This is a genomic window from Klebsiella sp. RHBSTW-00484 (assembly GCF_013705725.1).
In the GTDB taxonomy this organism is placed as follows: domain Bacteria; phylum Pseudomonadota; class Gammaproteobacteria; order Enterobacterales; family Enterobacteriaceae; genus Klebsiella.
On the sequence record NZ_CP055481.1, the window covers coordinates 5,240,868 to 5,256,632 of the forward strand.

Annotated in this window: 13 protein-coding genes, 1 pseudogene and 1 other annotated feature; of the genes and pseudogenes, 5 read left to right on the plus strand and 9 right to left on the minus strand. The window is 52.2% G+C overall.

Translation table 11 applies throughout. The features are described from left to right. Window positions 1-10: 10 nt before the first annotated feature. Window positions 11-1,927: a molecular chaperone DnaK gene (gene dnaK / locus HV213_RS24605; RefSeq protein ID WP_181483681.1), complete on the minus strand. Its 1,917-nt coding sequence runs from the start codon at window positions 1,925-1,927 to the stop codon at window positions 11-13. Window positions 1,928-2,309: 382 nt separating this feature from the next. Between dnaK and HV213_RS24610 the strand changes: the two genes are divergently transcribed. From HV213_RS24610 to satP, 3 genes and pseudogenes are all read left to right on the plus strand, one after another. Continuing rightward, window positions 2,310-2,714: a DUF2541 family protein gene (locus HV213_RS24610; RefSeq protein ID WP_181483682.1), complete on the plus strand. Its 405-nt coding sequence runs from the start codon at window positions 2,310-2,312 to the stop codon at window positions 2,712-2,714. Between the two features lie 27 nt (window positions 2,715-2,741). Further along, window positions 2,742-3,491: pseudogene (msyB, locus tag HV213_RS24615) on the plus strand (acidic protein MsyB). Window positions 3,492-3,580: 89 nt separating this feature from the next. Then, window positions 3,581-4,147 carry an acetate uptake transporter gene (gene satP, locus HV213_RS24620; protein WP_181483684.1) on the plus strand — a complete coding sequence of 189 codons (567 nt, stop codon included), beginning with the start codon at window positions 3,581-3,583 and terminating at the stop codon, window positions 4,145-4,147. Between the two features lie 46 nt (window positions 4,148-4,193). On the opposite strand, the gene HV213_RS24625 is transcribed toward satP, so the two are convergent. From HV213_RS24625 to tal, 3 genes are all read right to left on the minus strand, one after another. After that, the gene (locus HV213_RS24625) at window positions 4,194-5,504 is read right to left on the minus strand and encodes an MFS transporter (protein ID WP_181483685.1); all 1,311 of its coding nucleotides are present in this window, start codon (window positions 5,502-5,504) and stop codon (window positions 4,194-4,196) included. A 120-nt stretch (window positions 5,505-5,624) separates the two neighbouring features. Then, window positions 5,625-6,212, minus strand: a complete 588-nt coding sequence (mog, locus tag HV213_RS24630; protein WP_110272669.1) for a molybdopterin adenylyltransferase — start codon at window positions 6,210-6,212, stop codon at window positions 5,625-5,627. 99 nt (window positions 6,213-6,311) lie between these two features. Next, on the minus strand, window positions 6,312-7,265 hold the full coding sequence (gene tal / locus HV213_RS24635) for a transaldolase (protein WP_110272670.1): 954 nt from the start codon (window positions 7,263-7,265) through the stop codon (window positions 6,312-6,314). 203 nt (window positions 7,266-7,468) lie between these two features. Here tal and HV213_RS24640 point away from each other — a divergent pair, with 203 nt between their 5' ends. Then, window positions 7,469-8,899, plus strand: a complete 1,431-nt coding sequence (locus tag HV213_RS24640) for an alanine/glycine:cation symporter family protein (RefSeq protein WP_181483686.1) — start codon at window positions 7,469-7,471, stop codon at window positions 8,897-8,899. Between the two features lie 77 nt (window positions 8,900-8,976). Then, a complete protein-coding gene (gene yaaA, locus HV213_RS24645) occupies window positions 8,977-9,750 on the plus strand; it encodes a peroxide stress protein YaaA (protein ID WP_181483687.1) in 774 nt (257 codons plus the stop codon). A 50-nt stretch (window positions 9,751-9,800) separates the two neighbouring features. Here the strand turns inward: yaaA and thrC are convergent, their stop codons facing one another. The 5 genes from thrC to HV213_RS24670 form a co-directional block, all read right to left on the minus strand. After that, window positions 9,801-11,081 (minus strand): threonine synthase, encoded by a 1,281-nt coding sequence (gene thrC / locus HV213_RS24650; protein ID WP_181483688.1) that lies wholly within the window; start codon window positions 11,079-11,081, stop codon window positions 9,801-9,803. A 3-nt stretch (window positions 11,082-11,084) separates the two neighbouring features. After that, a complete protein-coding gene (gene thrB, locus HV213_RS24655; protein WP_181483689.1) occupies window positions 11,085-12,014 on the minus strand; it encodes a homoserine kinase in 930 nt (309 codons plus the stop codon). 1 nt (window position 12,015) lies between these two features. After that, window positions 12,016-14,478, minus strand: a complete 2,463-nt coding sequence (gene thrA, locus HV213_RS24660; RefSeq protein WP_181483690.1) for a bifunctional aspartate kinase/homoserine dehydrogenase I — start codon at window positions 14,476-14,478, stop codon at window positions 12,016-12,018. A gap of 25 nt (window positions 14,479-14,503) precedes the next feature. Further along, window positions 14,504-14,621 (minus strand) — a sequence feature (Thr leader region). Beyond that, window positions 14,560-14,628, minus strand: coding sequence for a thr operon leader peptide (gene thrL / locus HV213_RS24665; RefSeq protein WP_004222578.1), 69 nt, complete (start codon window positions 14,626-14,628; stop codon window positions 14,560-14,562). Its footprint overlaps the feature before it by 62 nt. A gap of 212 nt (window positions 14,629-14,840) precedes the next feature. Beyond that, window positions 14,841-15,527: a tRNA/rRNA methyltransferase gene (locus HV213_RS24670; RefSeq protein WP_181483691.1), complete on the minus strand. Its 687-nt coding sequence runs from the start codon at window positions 15,525-15,527 to the stop codon at window positions 14,841-14,843. Between the last annotated feature and the right edge of the window lie 238 nt (window positions 15,528-15,765).

A 15,765-nucleotide genomic window follows, 5' to 3' on the forward strand; every position in this document is an offset into this window, starting at 1 on the left:
CAAAGGGCGATTATTTTTTGTCTTTCACTTCTTCGAACTCAGCGTCAACAACATCGTCGTCCTTCGCGTTGCTCTCTTGAGCGTCAGCGCCGCCAGCCTGCTGCTGTGCGTGCTGCTGCTGAGCGATTTCCATCAGCTTCTGAGAAACCTGGGCCAGCGCCTGCATTTTCGCTTCGATGTCCGCTTTATCTTCACCTTTCAGCGAAGTTTCCAGCGCGGTCAATGCAGACTCGATGGCAGTTTTATCGTCAGCCGGCAGTTTGTCGCCTGCTTCTTCAACCTGCTTACGAGTGCTGTGCAGCAGATGGTCACCCTGGTTACGGGTCTGAACCAGCTCTTCAAACTTACGGTCAGATTCTGCGTTCGCTTCTGCTTCGCGAACCATTTTCTGAATTTCTTCTTCGTTCAGACCAGAAGAAGCCTTGATGGTGATCTTCTGCTCTTTACCGCTGTTTTTGTCTTTCGCGGAAACGTGCAGGATACCGTCAGCATCGATGTCGAAGGTCACTTCGATCTGTGGCATACCACGTGGTGCCGGGCTGATACCGTCCAGGTTGAACTGGCCGAGATCTTTGTTATCCGCAGCACGTTTACGCTCACCCTGCAGCACATGGATGGTTACCGCAGACTGGTTGTCTTCAGCGGTAGAGAACACCTGGCTGTGCTTAGTCGGGATGGTGGTATTTTTGTTGATGAGCGCAGTCATCACGCCGCCCATGGTTTCGATACCCAGAGACAGCGGGGTAACGTCCAGCAGCAGTACGTCTTTCACTTCACCCGTCAGTACACCACCCTGGACAGCTGCACCGATAGCAACGGCTTCGTCCGGGTTAACGTCTTTACGCGGCTCTTTACCAAAGAATTCAGCCACTTTCTTCTGAACCATTGGCATACGTGTCTGCCCACCGACCAGGATAACGTCCTGGATATCAGATACGGACAGGCCAGCATCCTGCAGAGCGACTTTCAGCGGCTCGATTGAACGGTTCACCAGGTCTTCAACCAGGCTTTCCAGTTTCGCACGGGTCACTTTAATGTTCATGTGTTTCGGACCAGACGCATCTGCGGTGATGTACGGCAGGTTCACGTCGGTCTGTTGCGCAGAAGACAGCTCAATTTTCGCTTTTTCTGCGGCTTCTTTCAGGCGCTGCATGGCCAGCGGATCATTACGCAGGTCAATGCCCTGATCTTTCTTAAACTCATCAACGAGGTAGTTGATCATTCGGCTATCGAAGTCTTCACCACCGAGGTGGGTGTCACCGTTGGTCGCCAGAACTTCAAAGGTTTTTTCGCCGTCAACTTCGTCGATTTCGATAACGGAGATATCGAAAGTACCACCACCCAGGTCATAAACCGCGATAGTACGGTTGCCGACTTCTTTATCCAGACCGTAAGCCAGCGCAGCTGCGGTTGGTTCGTTGATGATACGTTTGACTTCCAGACCCGCGATACGACCGGCATCTTTAGTAGCCTGACGCTGAGCATCGTTGAAGTATGCAGGTACGGTGATAACCGCTTCAGTTACCGGTTCGCCCAGGTAATCTTCAGCCGTTTTCTTCATTTTTTTCAGCACTTCAGCAGAGATCTGCGGCGGTGCCATTTTCTGGCCCTTAACATCAATCCATGCATCACCGTTGTCAGCACCGATGATTTTGTACGGCATGATGGCTTCATCACGCTGTACTTCTTCGTCCTGGAAGCGGCGACCGATCAGGCGTTTAATCGCAAACAGGGTATTTTGCGGGTTTGTCACTGCCTGACGTTTAGCCGGCTGACCAACCAGAGTTTCACCATCCTGGGTATAGGCAATGATAGAAGGTGTGGTGCGATCGCCTTCGGCGTTCTCCAGCACACGTGCAGTAGTGCCATCCATAATCGCTACACAAGAGTTGGTAGTACCCAGGTCGATACCAATAATTTTACCCATCTAAACGTCTCCACTAAAATTTCATTCAACATGTGGTTGTGAACCTGTAATAAGGGCGAAACGTGCGGTTTCAACTGCCCAGACATCATTTTTTTCAGGTTCATTCACTGCGGTTGACTACAAGATGGGGTCACCCACCGCTTCATCAAGGGGGGACGACAAAAAAAATTTGCCTTCGCAGCCCTACGGGATGGGATGAACCGGGGTCAAAAGTCGAACATGGGGGTAAAAACACGCCAACACATAAATAATTAAAATGATTACGGATAATATATTCATGAAATTATTGACATAATCCGCAATAATTACCGACTAAAAGCAATAAAGCTCCGGTGATAAAGTATTTTCCAGGTGTAATAAATTAAATAATTGGAAAATTCTCATGAAATCACTCATTCATATATCAACGGGATTGCTTTTAAGCACTGCATTAGTGGCTTCAGTATCTGCTAACGATCATAAAATTTTAGGCGTAGTCGCCATGCCAAGAAATGAGACTAACGACCTGACTCTGAAGCTGCCTGTTTGTCGGGTAATCAAACGCATCCAGCTCACGACTGACCGAGGCGATGTCCAACTCTCCGGCGCAACGGTGTACTTTAAAGCCAGCAATAGCGCCAGCCAGAGCCTCAATGTACCGTCAACGATAAAGCAAGGTACAACCACTAACTGGATTAACATTAATAGCGATAACGATAATAAACGTTGCGTGAAGAAAATTGCTTTTTCCGGCCACACGATCAACTCCTCTGACATGGCCTCGCTAAAAATTATCGGCGATGATTAATATCACTGACTACGTATACAAGCCCCTATGAAAATTAATTATCTGGATGATGAAGATCTCTCTTTTCTCCATCAATGTAGTGAAGAACACCTGGCAACATTTACGCGTATTCTGACCCACAACGAGAATGGCAAGCCACGTCTCTCAAGCACACTATTACGTAATGAAACTTTTCAGGCGATGGAAGGACATCCTGAACGCTATCGTCGTAACTGGCAGTTGATCGCCGGTGAGCTCCAGCACTTTGGCGGCGATAGCATCGCCAATACGCTTCGCCGTCACGGCAAATTCTATCGAGCAATCCTGCTGGATGTTTGCAAACGATTGAAAGTCAAAGCGGATAAACAAATGTCCACACCTGAAATTGAGCAACATCTGTTGGAACACTTCCTGGAACATAGCTGGAAGAAGATGGATGACCAACAGAAAGCCGATTTCTTCACTGCCGTGGAGTGTCGAGTCAAAAAGCAAAAAGAGCTACTTCCCCATCTGATCCAGACACATAAGCTGGCACAAGGGGTCTCGCATATTCTTGAAGCACGCTTGACGAAGATTCTCCGCACCCACGCTGCGGTCAGCGTTATCGGCCATGGTTTAGTCCGCGGTGCAGGGCTTGGCGGCCCCCTCGGCGCAGCGGTTAATGGTGTAAAAGCCGTTAGCGGTAGCGCTTATCGAGTCACCATCCCGGCAGTGCTCCACGTCGCTTGTTTAAGGCGAATGGCCAGGCTTCATCAGGCAGAATGATAAATTGGTGAAAAATACCCCGCCAGATCATAGACAGTGCAGCAACTCCTCATTATTATGCCGCGCCCTGTCGCTAAGTGGCGGGGTAATGCTTCCCTTTCTAATCAATATTTTGAGGAATTATGGGCAACACTAAGTTGGCTAATCCGGCACCGCTGGGCCTGATGGGCTTCGGCATGACCACCATTCTGCTTAACCTGCACAATGCGGGTTTCTTTGCTTTTGACGGTATTATTCTCGCCATGGGAATTTTCTACGGCGGTATTGCGCAGATTTTTGCAGGCCTGCTGGAATACAAAAAAGGCAATACATTCGGTCTGACGGCATTCACCTCTTACGGCTCCTTCTGGCTGACTCTGGTCGCCATTCTGCTGCTGCCGAAGATGGGTCTGTCCGACGCACCTAACGCCCAGTTCCTCGGCGTTTACCTGGGCCTGTGGGGCGTGTTCACGCTGTTCATGTTCATCGGCACGCTGAAAGCCGCCCGCATGCTGCAGTTCGTGTTCCTGAGCCTGACCGTGCTGTTTGCCCTGCTGTGTATCGGCAACATCAACGGCAACGAAGCGATTATCCACATTGCCGGCTGGGTGGGTCTGGTTTGCGGTGCTAGCGCCATCTATCTGGCGATGGGTGAAGTGTTGAACGAGCAGTTTGGCCGCACCATTCTGCCAATCGGCGAAAAACATTAATTCACTTCGCCGCCCGATAGCGAGCGGCAAAGTGGGTCACATTGATTTAAGGCAGGCGCTGCAGCTCACCTTGTGGTGCAGCGACCTGTTTATCCAGCCCCTGGCGTAGCCAAATCCCCAGCCCCAATCCCATAAACGACAGCGCCAGCACATACCAGGCAGGAGCCATCGGCGACACGCCCATCAGCATGGTCACCGCAATCGGCGTCAGGCCACCGAAGATGGCGTAGGACACGTTATAAGAGAATGAAATACCGGTAAATCGCACCTCTGCCGGGAAAGCGCGTACCATCACATACGGTACCGCCCCCACCACGCCGACACACAACCCGACCGTGCCATAAAGCAGGAACAAGTGCTGCGGGCTATCGCCGGAAAGATGATAGAAAGCCCAGCTAGAGGCGGCCAGGAATAAACTTCCGACAATAAACGTACGGCTGGCACCAAACTTATCGGCCGCCAGACCTGCCAGCAGACAGCCGATGCATAACATGATAGTGGCGATGCTGTTAGCTTGCAGGGTGATTGCAGGGGCAAAACCATAGTGCTTTTGCAGCCAGACTGGCGACATCAGAATCACCACCACCACCCCGGCGGATAAGAGCCAGGTCAGCAGCATAGAAACGACTACCGCTTTTTGATGCTTCAGCGCCACCGCCTTAACCGGCAGCTCCTGCGCTAACGCTTTGCGCTGCTGCATCTCGAGGAAAATAGGCGTCTCCTGCAACCAACGACGCAAGTACATGGCGACAAGACCAAACGCGCCGCCTAACAGGAAAGGAATACGCCAGCCGCCATCGTGGATACCCTGCGGGGTCATATTGGTATTAATCAGCGTTGCCACTACCGATCCCAGTAAGATACCCACCGTCAGACCCGCAGTCAGCGTACCGCATGCGATACCAATCCTCTTCTCTGGCACATGTTCTGCGACGAAGACCCAGGCCCCGGGAACCTCACCACCAATGGCAGCCCCCTGAAGAATACGCATAAACAACAGTAGCAGCGGCGCCAGCAGCCCCATTGATTCATAAGTTGGCAGCAGACCAATCGCCAGCGTCGGCAGCGCCATCAGCAAAATACTCAGGGTAAACATTTTCTTACGCCCGACCAGATCGCCGAAGTGGGCCATAATGATGCCGCCGAGAGGACGTGCTAAATAGCCCGCAGCAAAAATACCGAAGGTCTGTACCTGGCGCAGCCACTCAGGGATATCTGCCGGGAAGAACAGCTCGCCGACGACGGCAGCGAAGAAGACAAAGATAATGAAATCATAAAACTCCAGCGCTCCACCGAGAGCGGCCAGCGTCAGAGTTTTATAATCCTGTCGATTCAGAGGTCGGGTGTTTTGTGACATAACGGACAATCATCCAGAAGTATGAAGGTGCTTTACGCAACGTGTAAAGTAAAAAACACTATATCGTAAATAAAACAACACACCACAGACGATGCAGGTTATGTCAGGAATGCATCAAATTCAGGATAAAGTTTCACGCCTTGCGCTTTTAGGGCGAAAAGCTGCTACCACATCGGGATTGGTTTCAACATAGGGCCCCTCAAGTAACTGTACACAATACGGTACACTTGCAAACACACCGTGCACTAACACCTTGCCTTCAGCATCTTTAACACCTTCCAGCGTTTCTTCGATGGCTTTTGGCTGGCCAGGGAGATTGAGGATCAGCGCCTGCTTGCGGATAACGCCCACCTGACGAGAAAGAATAGCCGTCGGCACAAAGTGCAGGCTGACCTGGCGCATTTGCTCGCCAAAACCAGGCATAACCCGATCGGCAATCGCTAGCGTCGCATCCGGGGTCACATCGCGTCGCGCTGGACCAGTACCGCCGGTAGTCAGCACCAGATGACAACCCATTTCATCAACCAGTTCACACAGCGTTTGCTCGATAATAACCTGCTCATCCGGGATTAAACGGGTCTGTAATTCGAAAGGCGTGGTCAGCGCACGCGCTAGCCACTCTTCAAGCGCCGGAATGCCTTTATCCTGATAGACGCCACTGGAGGCGCGATCGGAAATGGAAACTAAGCCGATTCGTAAGGTGTTCATGATTATTCCGTTCAAACAGTATTAATAGACCGAATAATACACCGAGGGGGACAAGGCAAACAGTTTAATGTGGCCGACGGGCGTCGGCCACATGCGGGATTACAGCAGATCGCCGATCATTTTTTCCAGTTTTTCCTGGTCAATCGCAAACTTACGGATACCATCCGCCAGTTTGTCTACCGCCATCGGATCCTGGTTATGCTGCCACAGGAACTGGGATTCGGTAATGCGAGCCGGACGCGCTTTAACTTCGCCGCTGAACGCCAGTTTGCGTTCGATTGCACCTTCGCTTTCCGCCAGCTCTTTCAGCAGGGTCGGAGCGATGGTCAGGCGGTCACAGCCAGCCAGTTCCAGAATTTCGCCGAGATTACGGAAGCTCGCGCCCATAACCACCGTTTCATAACCGTGCTGTTTGTAGTATTCGTAGATTTCTCTTACGGAAACCACGCCTGGATCTTCTGCCGGTGCATATTCTTTCTTATCGGTGTTCGCTTTGTACCAGTCGAGAATACGGCCAACAAACGGAGAAATCAGGAACACACCAGCTTCCGCACAAGCACGCGCCTGAGCGAAGGAGAACAGCAGAGTCAGGTTACAGTTGATGCCTTCTTTTTCCAGCTGCTCAGCAGCACGGATGCCCTGCCAGGTAGAAGCCAGTTTGATCAGAATGCGATCGTTACCGATGCCAGCATCGTTATACAATTTGATGATGCGCTTAGCTTTGGCAATCGACGCCTCGGTGTCGTAGGACAGACGAGCGTCAACTTCGGTGGAAATACGGCCAGGGATCAGCTTGAGGATTTCGAGACCGATGTTCACCGCCAGCTTATCGGAAGCATCGATAATCTGCTGTGCGCGATCGCTGCTCTGGCCACGGGCCCAGGCAACAGCATCATCAATCAGCTTACGGTACTCAGGAATCTGAGCCGCGCCGAGAATCAAAGAAGGGTTGGTCGTGGCATCCTGAGGCTGATACAGCTTCATTGCCGCGATATCTCCGGTATCAGCTACGACAGTGGTGTACTGACGCAGAGAAGTCAATTTATCCGTCATGATAGTGTTTCTCTTAAACAGCAGTTAAGGGGATGTAACCGGTCTGCCAAGATGATAACACGCTGCCGGGTCAGCGCAACCGCCGACAATGTAAGAGCGCAGAGTGTGATAAACTCAACCAATTAATTATCTGAACACTAAAGGATTGTCACTGAATTGGTAGCGCTTACACTCGCGCGCCGGCATGGACAAGAGGATGTTTAATGCCTGATTTTCTGTCTTTTATCAATGAAGTACTCTGGGGCTCGGTAATGATTTACCTATTACTGGGCGCTGGCGTCTGGTTTACCTGGCGAACAAAGTATATTCAGTTTCGTTATGTTCGCCAGTTTGGCAAAAGTCTGAAAAAAAGTCTTCAGCCGCAGCCAGGAGGATTAACATCCTTTCAGGCATTGTGTACCAGTCTGGCTGCGCGCGTCGGTAGCGGTAATTTGGCCGGAGTCGCACTCGCCATTACCGCTGGTGGACCCGGAGCTGTTTTTTGGATGTGGGTCTCCGCCCTACTCGGTATGGCCAGCAGCTTCGCTGAGTGCTCCCTCGCACAGCTCTATAAAGAACGCGACTCTCGCGGGCAATTTCGCGGCGGACCCGCTTGGTACATGGCTAGAGGATTAGGCATGCGCTGGATGGGAGTCCTGTTTTCCATTTTACTGCTGATAGCCTACGGCGTCATTTTCAACACCGTGCAGGCCAACTCTGTTGCGCATGCGATGGAGTACGCATTTCATTTACCCGAGATGATTACCGGCAGCGTACTCGCGATTCTTACTCTGTTGGTTATCGTTCGCGGCATTCGCGGCGTAGCGCGATTAATGCAGTGGCTCGTGCCGGGAATGGCTCTACTCTGGGTGATAACCAGTCTGGTCATCGGTCTGTGGAATTTCACCGCACTGCCAACGATTTTTGAAACTATCTTTCGCTGCGCTTTTGGCTGGCAAGAGGCCGCAGCAGGAGCCGTCGGCTATACCATTAGCCAGGCACTCACCAGCGGTTTTCAGCGCGGTATGTTCTCCAACGAAGCTGGCATGGGTTCGACACCGAATGCCGCAGCGGCGGCGGCTTCCTGGCCCCCACATCCTGCCGCTCAGGGGATCGTGCAGATGATAGGCGTGTTCATTGATACGATAGTGGTCTGCACCGCCAGCGCGGTGATCATCATGCTAGCCCCGAGAGGCGGCGAAGGCGAAGCAGTGAACGGCATTCAGGCCATTCAGCATGCCATGAGCAACCTCGTTGGCGGTTGGGGCTCCAGTTTTGTCGCCTTTATCGTGCTGCTTTTCGCATTCAGCTCCATTGTTGCAAACTACATCTATGCCGAAAATAATCTGATCTTTCTGCGTCTGGATAGCACACGGAACATCTGGGTGCTACGACTTCTCACGCTGAGCATGGTTGTCACCGGAGCGATGGTCAGTTTACCGGTTGTCTGGCAGATGGCGGATATCATCATGGCACTCATGGCGATTACTAACCTGACGGCAATCCTGCTGCTGTCGCCAACGGTACGGATCATTGCCAGTGATTACCTACGCCAGCGCCGGCTGGGCCAGCGACCGGAGTTTGATGTCACCCGCTATCCCGAGATTCATCAGCAGTTGGAGCCGGGGACCTGGGATAATCTGCCGCGTGAATAGCGCGGCAATCGCAGCTATCGATCCTCCCAGGACTTTTTTTTGATAAAGTCATAACAAATTTCCCGCAAGGACTGGATATGCTGATTCTGATTTCACCTGCAAAAACGCTTGATTATCAAAGCCCGCTGGCGACCGCACGCTATACCCAGCCTGAACTATTAGAGTATTCTCAGGAGCTTATTGGTATCGCCCGTCAGCTATCAGCGCCGCAAATAGGTAAGCTGATGAGCATCAGCGATAAACTGGCAGACCTCAACGCGACCCGTTTTCATGATTGGCACCCGGATTTCACACCGGATAACGCCCGTCAGGCCATTCTGGCGTTTAAGGGCGATGTCTACACCGGCCTACGGGCAGAAACCTTTAGCGAAGCTGACTTTGATTTTGCCCAGCAGCATCTGCGTATGCTCTCCGGCCTTTATGGCGTACTACGTCCGCTGGATCTCATGCAGCCTTATCGCCTGGAAATGGGCATTAAGCTTGAAAACGCGAAGGGCAAAGACCTGTATCAGTACTGGGGAGAAGTGATTACCGATAAGCTGAATCAGGCGCTGAAAGCGCAGGGTGACGATGTCGTGATTAACCTGGCCTCTGATGAATACTTCAGATCGGTCAAAACCAAACAGCTTGAGGGTCAGTTGATTAAGCCGGTTTTCCTTGATGAGAAAAACGGTAAGTTCAAGGTGATCAGCTTCTACGCTAAAAAAGCGCGCGGCTTAATGAGCCGTTACATTATTGAAAATCGCTTAACCAAACCCGAACAGCTAACCGACTTCGATAGCGAAGGTTATTTCTTTGATGCTGATGCTTCTGATAAAAGCGAGATGGTCTTTAAGCGTCACGAACAGTAAAACAAACTCCCCTTTCGCAGAACGGCGCGTCAGGGGAGCCTGATTCAGGCTTAACCCATCATCAGCTTACGCAGTGCGGCATAATCTGCTGGCAAGTTATGTGACAGCAGCGGCAGGTCAGCACGATCGGCCAGCTCTTTCGGCAGCGGCAGCGTCTCTTGCAGAATATCTTCCACGCTCTCTTTAAATTTCGCCGGATGCGCCGTGCCGAGGAACAGGCCATACTCGCCAGGCTGCAGCTGGTCACGCAGCGCGCGATAAGCAATCGCCGCATGCGGTTCTGAGGTATAGCCAATGGCTTTCAGTTCACGCATGGTGTCTTTGGTGGTTTCATCATCCACCGCAGCGTAGCCCAGCTCGTTCAAACGCCAGGTCTTACGGCGGAACAGTTCTTCCACGCGCGGCCAGTTATTCGGCTGGCTGACGTCCATGGCGTTAGACAAGGTAGCCTGTGTCGCTTTCGGCGACCAGTTACCGTCCTGCAGGAAACGCGGCACGGTATCGTTGGCATTGGTTGCCGCGATAAAACGTTTGATCGGCAGGCCCAGAGACTTCGCCAGCAGTCCCGCGGTCAGGTCGCCAAAGTTGCCGCTTGGCACAGAGATAACCAGCTGATTACGGGCTTCCTGCGGCAGTTGTGCTACCGCTTCAAAGTAGTAGCAAATCTGCGCCAACAGACGGCTAATATTAATTGAGTTTGCCGAATTCAGACCTAGCGCAACCTTCAGCTCTTCATCGTCAAAAGCCTGCTTAACCAGCGCCTGACAAGCATCAAAATCACCATCGATGGCGACGGTCTCTATGTTTCCGCCGAGGGTACAGAACAGTTTTTCCTGCAGCGGACTGATTTTACCGCGTGGATAGAGGATGACGACCTTGACGTTTGGCAGGCCATAAAACGCGTGTGCCACTGCCGCACCAGTATCACCCGACGTTGCCGTCAGAATGGTCACCGGTTTGTCGCCCGCGATATGGGTCAGCATTTGCGCCATAAAGCGACCGCCGAAATCTTTAAATGCCAGCGTCGGGCCGTGGAATAGCTCCAGGCAGCCCACGTCGTCCTGCACTTTGCTGACCGGTGCCGGGAAGGCGAAGGCTGCGCCGATACGCTCTTGCAGGACCGCCTGCGGGATCTCATCGCCAATCATTGCCGATAAAATTTTCGCGCTACGCGAGACAAAATCCAGCGCCAGCATGTCATCGATTTCGCTCAGGTTGAATTCCGGCAGATCGTGCGGAAAGAACAGTCCCTGATGCTTGCCAAGCCCCTGCGTCACGGCCTGCGCAAAGCTGACCTGTTCGTTATGATCTTTTAAGTTATAGAGTTTCATTGGTTATCCCACTACTCGAGCGCCCGCCGTGTCCAGCCGGCAAATATGAACGAAGCCTTCCTGATTTTGCAGATAGTGCGTAGCCAGCCAGTCGGCGACGCGCTGCGCGGTTTCCGGTTTATCGCATAATGCGAACAACGTTGGACCGGAACCGGAAATGCCGCACGCCTGCGCGCCAATTTCCATTGCTGCCTGACGCGCTTCGCTGAAGCCCGGCAGTAGTTTGGTACGATAGGGTTCGGCAATCACATCTTTCATCAATTTCGCCGCCAACTGAGGCTGACGGGTATAGCAGGCGTGAATGAAGCCCGCCAGATGGCGACCGTGCGCGATACAGTCCTGGCGGCGATACTGCGCCGGGAGAATCGCCCGCGCTTCCGCCGTTGAGACTTTAATCCCCGGATAAGCCAGCACCCATAGCCACTCGTCAAACCCTGGAATCTGCTGACTGATGATGCCGTTTTCCTCAAGCATCAACTGGATACCGCCAAGGTAGCACGGCGCGACGTTATCGTAATGGATACTGCCGGAAATCCGCCCTTCCATTTCACCCATCAGCGCCAGCATCCGGGTCTCATTGAGCGGTTTACCGCAGAATTCATTCATTGCCACCAGCGCGGCGACGACGGAACAGGCGCTGGAACCCAGGCCGGAACCGATCGGCATATTTTTTTCCAGCGTCATCGCCACCGGGATCTTTTTGCCAATTTCCTGACAGAAACGCTCCCAGCATTGATAGACGATATTTTCCTGCGGAACTGTCGGCAGCTTGCTGGCGAAACGACCAACGTTTTGCAGGCTGAAGCTCTCAGCGGCTTCCACCGTCACATTGTCTCCCAGCAGCGTACCGTCGACCGGCGTCACCGCAGCCCCCAGCACATCAAACCCGACGCTCATATTGGCACTGGAAGCCGGGGCATATACTTTGACCATCTTAAACTCCTAACTTCCATGACAGGGTACGCAGCAGGTCAGCGAATACGCCCGCCGCCGTTACATCGTTACCCGCGCCATAGCCGCGCAGCACCAGCGGCAGCGGCTGATAATAGTGGCTGTAAAAGGCCAGCGCGTTCTCGCCGTTTTTCACTTTGAACAGCGGATCGTTGCCGTCAACCGCGGCAATTTTCACGCGGCAGGTGCCATCCTCTTCGATGTTACCAACATAACGCAAGACTTTACCTTCATCGCGCGCTTTAGCGACCCGAGAGGCAAACTCATCATCGAGAGAAGGCAGGCGTGCCATAAAGCTTTCAACATCGCCGCTGGCGTCAAAACCTGCCGACAGCGCCGGCTCAACGATAATGTCAGACAGCTCCAGCTCACGCCCGGTTTCACGCGCCAGGATCAGCAGCTTGCGCGCAACATCAACGCCGGAAAGATCGTCACGCGGATCCGGTTCGGTATAGCCCATCTCACGCGCCAGCTTCGTTGCATCAGAGAAACTCATGCCTTCATCCAGCTTACCGAAGATAAACGACAGCGAGCCGGACAGAATACCGGAGAAGTGCAGCAGCTCATCGCCAGCATTCAGCAGATTTTGCAGGTTTTCAATAACCGGTAGGCCCGCGCCGACGTTGGTATCGTATAAGAACTTACGCCGAGAGCTGCTCGCGGCATGACGCAGTTGGTGATAGTAATCCAGTGATGAGGTATTGGCCTTTTTGTTCGGCGTGACCACATGGAAACCTTCGCGCAGGAAATCCGCGTACTGATCGGCGACGGCCTGGCTTGAGGTACAGTCGACAATAACCGGGTTCAACAGGTGATACTCTTTTACCAAACGAATAAGTCGACCCAAATTAAATCCATCTTTGGCCTCCACCAGCTCATCGCGCCAGTGTTCAAGATTGAGACCGTGTACGTTGGTCAGCAAAGCGTGAGAATTGGCGACGCCGCAAACGCGCAGGTCGATATGTTTACTCTTCAGCCAGCTTTGCTGGCGCTTGATCTGTTCGATCAGCGCACCGCCGACACCGCCGACACCGATAACAAACACTTCAATGACCTGATCGGTATTGAACAGCATCTGGTGAGTCACGCGCACGCCAGTTGTTGCGTCATCATTGCTGACAACAACAGAGATAGAACGCTCGGAAGAGCCCTGAGCAATCGCGACAATATTGATGTTGGCGCGCGCCAGCGCGGCAAAGAACTTGGCGGAGATACCGCGCAAAGTCCGCATCCCATCGCCGACAACAGAGATGATCGCCAGACGGTCCATAATAGAAAGCGGTTCCAGTTGGCCCTCTTTCAGTTCCAGATAGAACTCTTCTTCCATCACCCGCTTCGCCCGCGCGCAGTCGCTCTGCGGTACGCAGAAGCTGATGCTGTATTCCGAAGAGGATTGGGTGATCAAAACGACAGAAATTCCGGCGCGAGACATGGTGGCAAACACGCGTGCCGCCATTCCTACCATGCCTTTCATTCCCGGGCCGGATACGTTGAACATCGCCATATTATTGAGGTTGGAGATCCCCTTCACCGGCAGACCATCTTCATCAAGACTCGCACCGATAAGCGTGCCTGGTGCCTGCGGGTTACCCGTATTTTTGATTAAACAGGGGATCTGGAACTGAGCGATTGGCGCAATGGTCCGCGGGTGCAAAACTTTGGCACCAAAATAAGAAAGCTCCATCGCTTCCTGATAGGACATCGACTTCAGCAGGCGCGCATCTGGCACCTGACGAGGGTCGCAGGTATAAACACCATCGACGTCAGTCCAGATTTCACAACAGTCGGCGCGCAGGCAGGCAGCCAGTACCGCGGCGGAGTAGTCAGAACCATTACGACCCAGAACCACCAGTTCACCCTTTTCATTGCCCGCAGTGAAACCGGCCATCAGCACCATATGGTCTGATGGGATCTGACTGGCGACAATGCGGCGAGTCGATTCAGCGATATCAACGGTGGACTCGAGGTAGTGACCCACTGCCAGCAGTTTTTCGACTGGGTTAATGACCGTGACGTGATGACCACGCGCTTCCAGCAGGCCGGCCATAATCGCGATAGAAAGCTTTTCACCCCGGCAGATTAGCGAAGCGTTGACGCTATCCGGGCACTGCCCAAGCAGGCTGATGCCGTGCAACACATGCTTGATTTGCGCAAATTCTTGCTCAACAAAAATTTTCAGCTGAGCAAGCGGGAAACCAGGTTGGGCCTCAGCGAGCCCCTGCAGAAGTTCGGCAAAAATGCGTTCGGCATCGGCGATATTGGTAAGTGCATCCTGACCACCGATCGTTTTCTCAATCATCGCAACCAGGTGGTTAGTAATCTTCGCAGGGGCAGAAAGTACGGTGGCTACCTGCCCCTGCCTGGCATTGCTCTCCAGAATATCGGCAACTCGCAGAAAACGTTCTGCATTTGCCACTGATGTACCGCCGAACTTCAACACACGCATGGTTGTAACCCCTTAATCTTTTATCGAAAAAAAAGCCCGCACTGTTCAGGTGCGGGCTTTTTTCTGTGTTTCCTGTACGCGTCAGCCCGCACCGTTACCTGTGGTAATAGTGGTGGTGATAATCGTGGTAATCATGCCGATGCGATTCATGGATGTTGTGTACTCTGTAATTTTTATCTGTCTGTGTCCTGTGCCTATATTGGTTAAAGTATCTGTCGACTTAAGTCAACGAATTTCTACTTTTAGCCATTTTTTGCGCACCCGGTCAATGCGCCATAATTACCTGACAATCCCCCCGAGTTTACGCATAAGGACATATCAAATCAGAATATAAAACCATATAAAAATAATATGGCAGCACTTTACTCTGATAGGTTTTTTTCAATATCATGCAATAAACGATGCAGCATCGCGGTATCGCGCTGTTGTAAAAGGCCGATTCGCTGCTGTAGCCAATCGGTAAGTTTTATATCATCCCCGACACCCAGTCGGGTGAGCAAGTCGAGCGTTCTTAGACGTAATGCCTGCAGTTGATTATCATCCACGCCGGTAAATGTCGCCGGGGTTTGCTGTAACAAAGAGGTCAGTTGATAGCAATACACCATCACCGACTGTCCTAAGTTCAGCGAAGGATAGTCCGCCACCATCGGTACACCAGTCAACACATCGGCAAGGGCCAATTCTTCGTTAGTTAGCCCGGAATCTTCACGACCAAACACCAGCGCGGCATGATTCATCCACTGCGCTTTCTCCTCCAGCAGCGGCAACAGCTGCTGCGGCGTCGCGTAGTAATGGAAACGCGCCCGACTACGGGCTGTGGTGGCAACAGTAAAATCGACATCATGTAGCGCCTGCTCCAGGGTGGGATAAGTGCTGATATTATCGAGAATATCCCCAGAGCCGTGCGCGACCCAGCGCGCCGCAGGCTGCAAATGAGCATCGCTATCAACGATACGCATGTCGCTGAACCCCATTGTTTTCATTGCTCGTGCTGCAGCACCTACGTTCTCAGCCCGAGCGGGGGACACTAATACAATTGATAAACGCATTCGGTTTCTCTTTTACCTTTTTACGCAGCAGAAATATCACTCCACGCGTTCATTTTACGCGTTGAGAATTTACAAATTTGCAACAAAAATCACTAAATTTGAGTTTGATCACCCATAAAAAAAACTAAACTATTCCCAAGGCACCACGACACGGAGTATGTTAACAGAACGTCTTTATCCATATGTTTGGCAATGAAATTTATGTCAGAGTACGTTTCAAGGCGTTGGATTCATCATA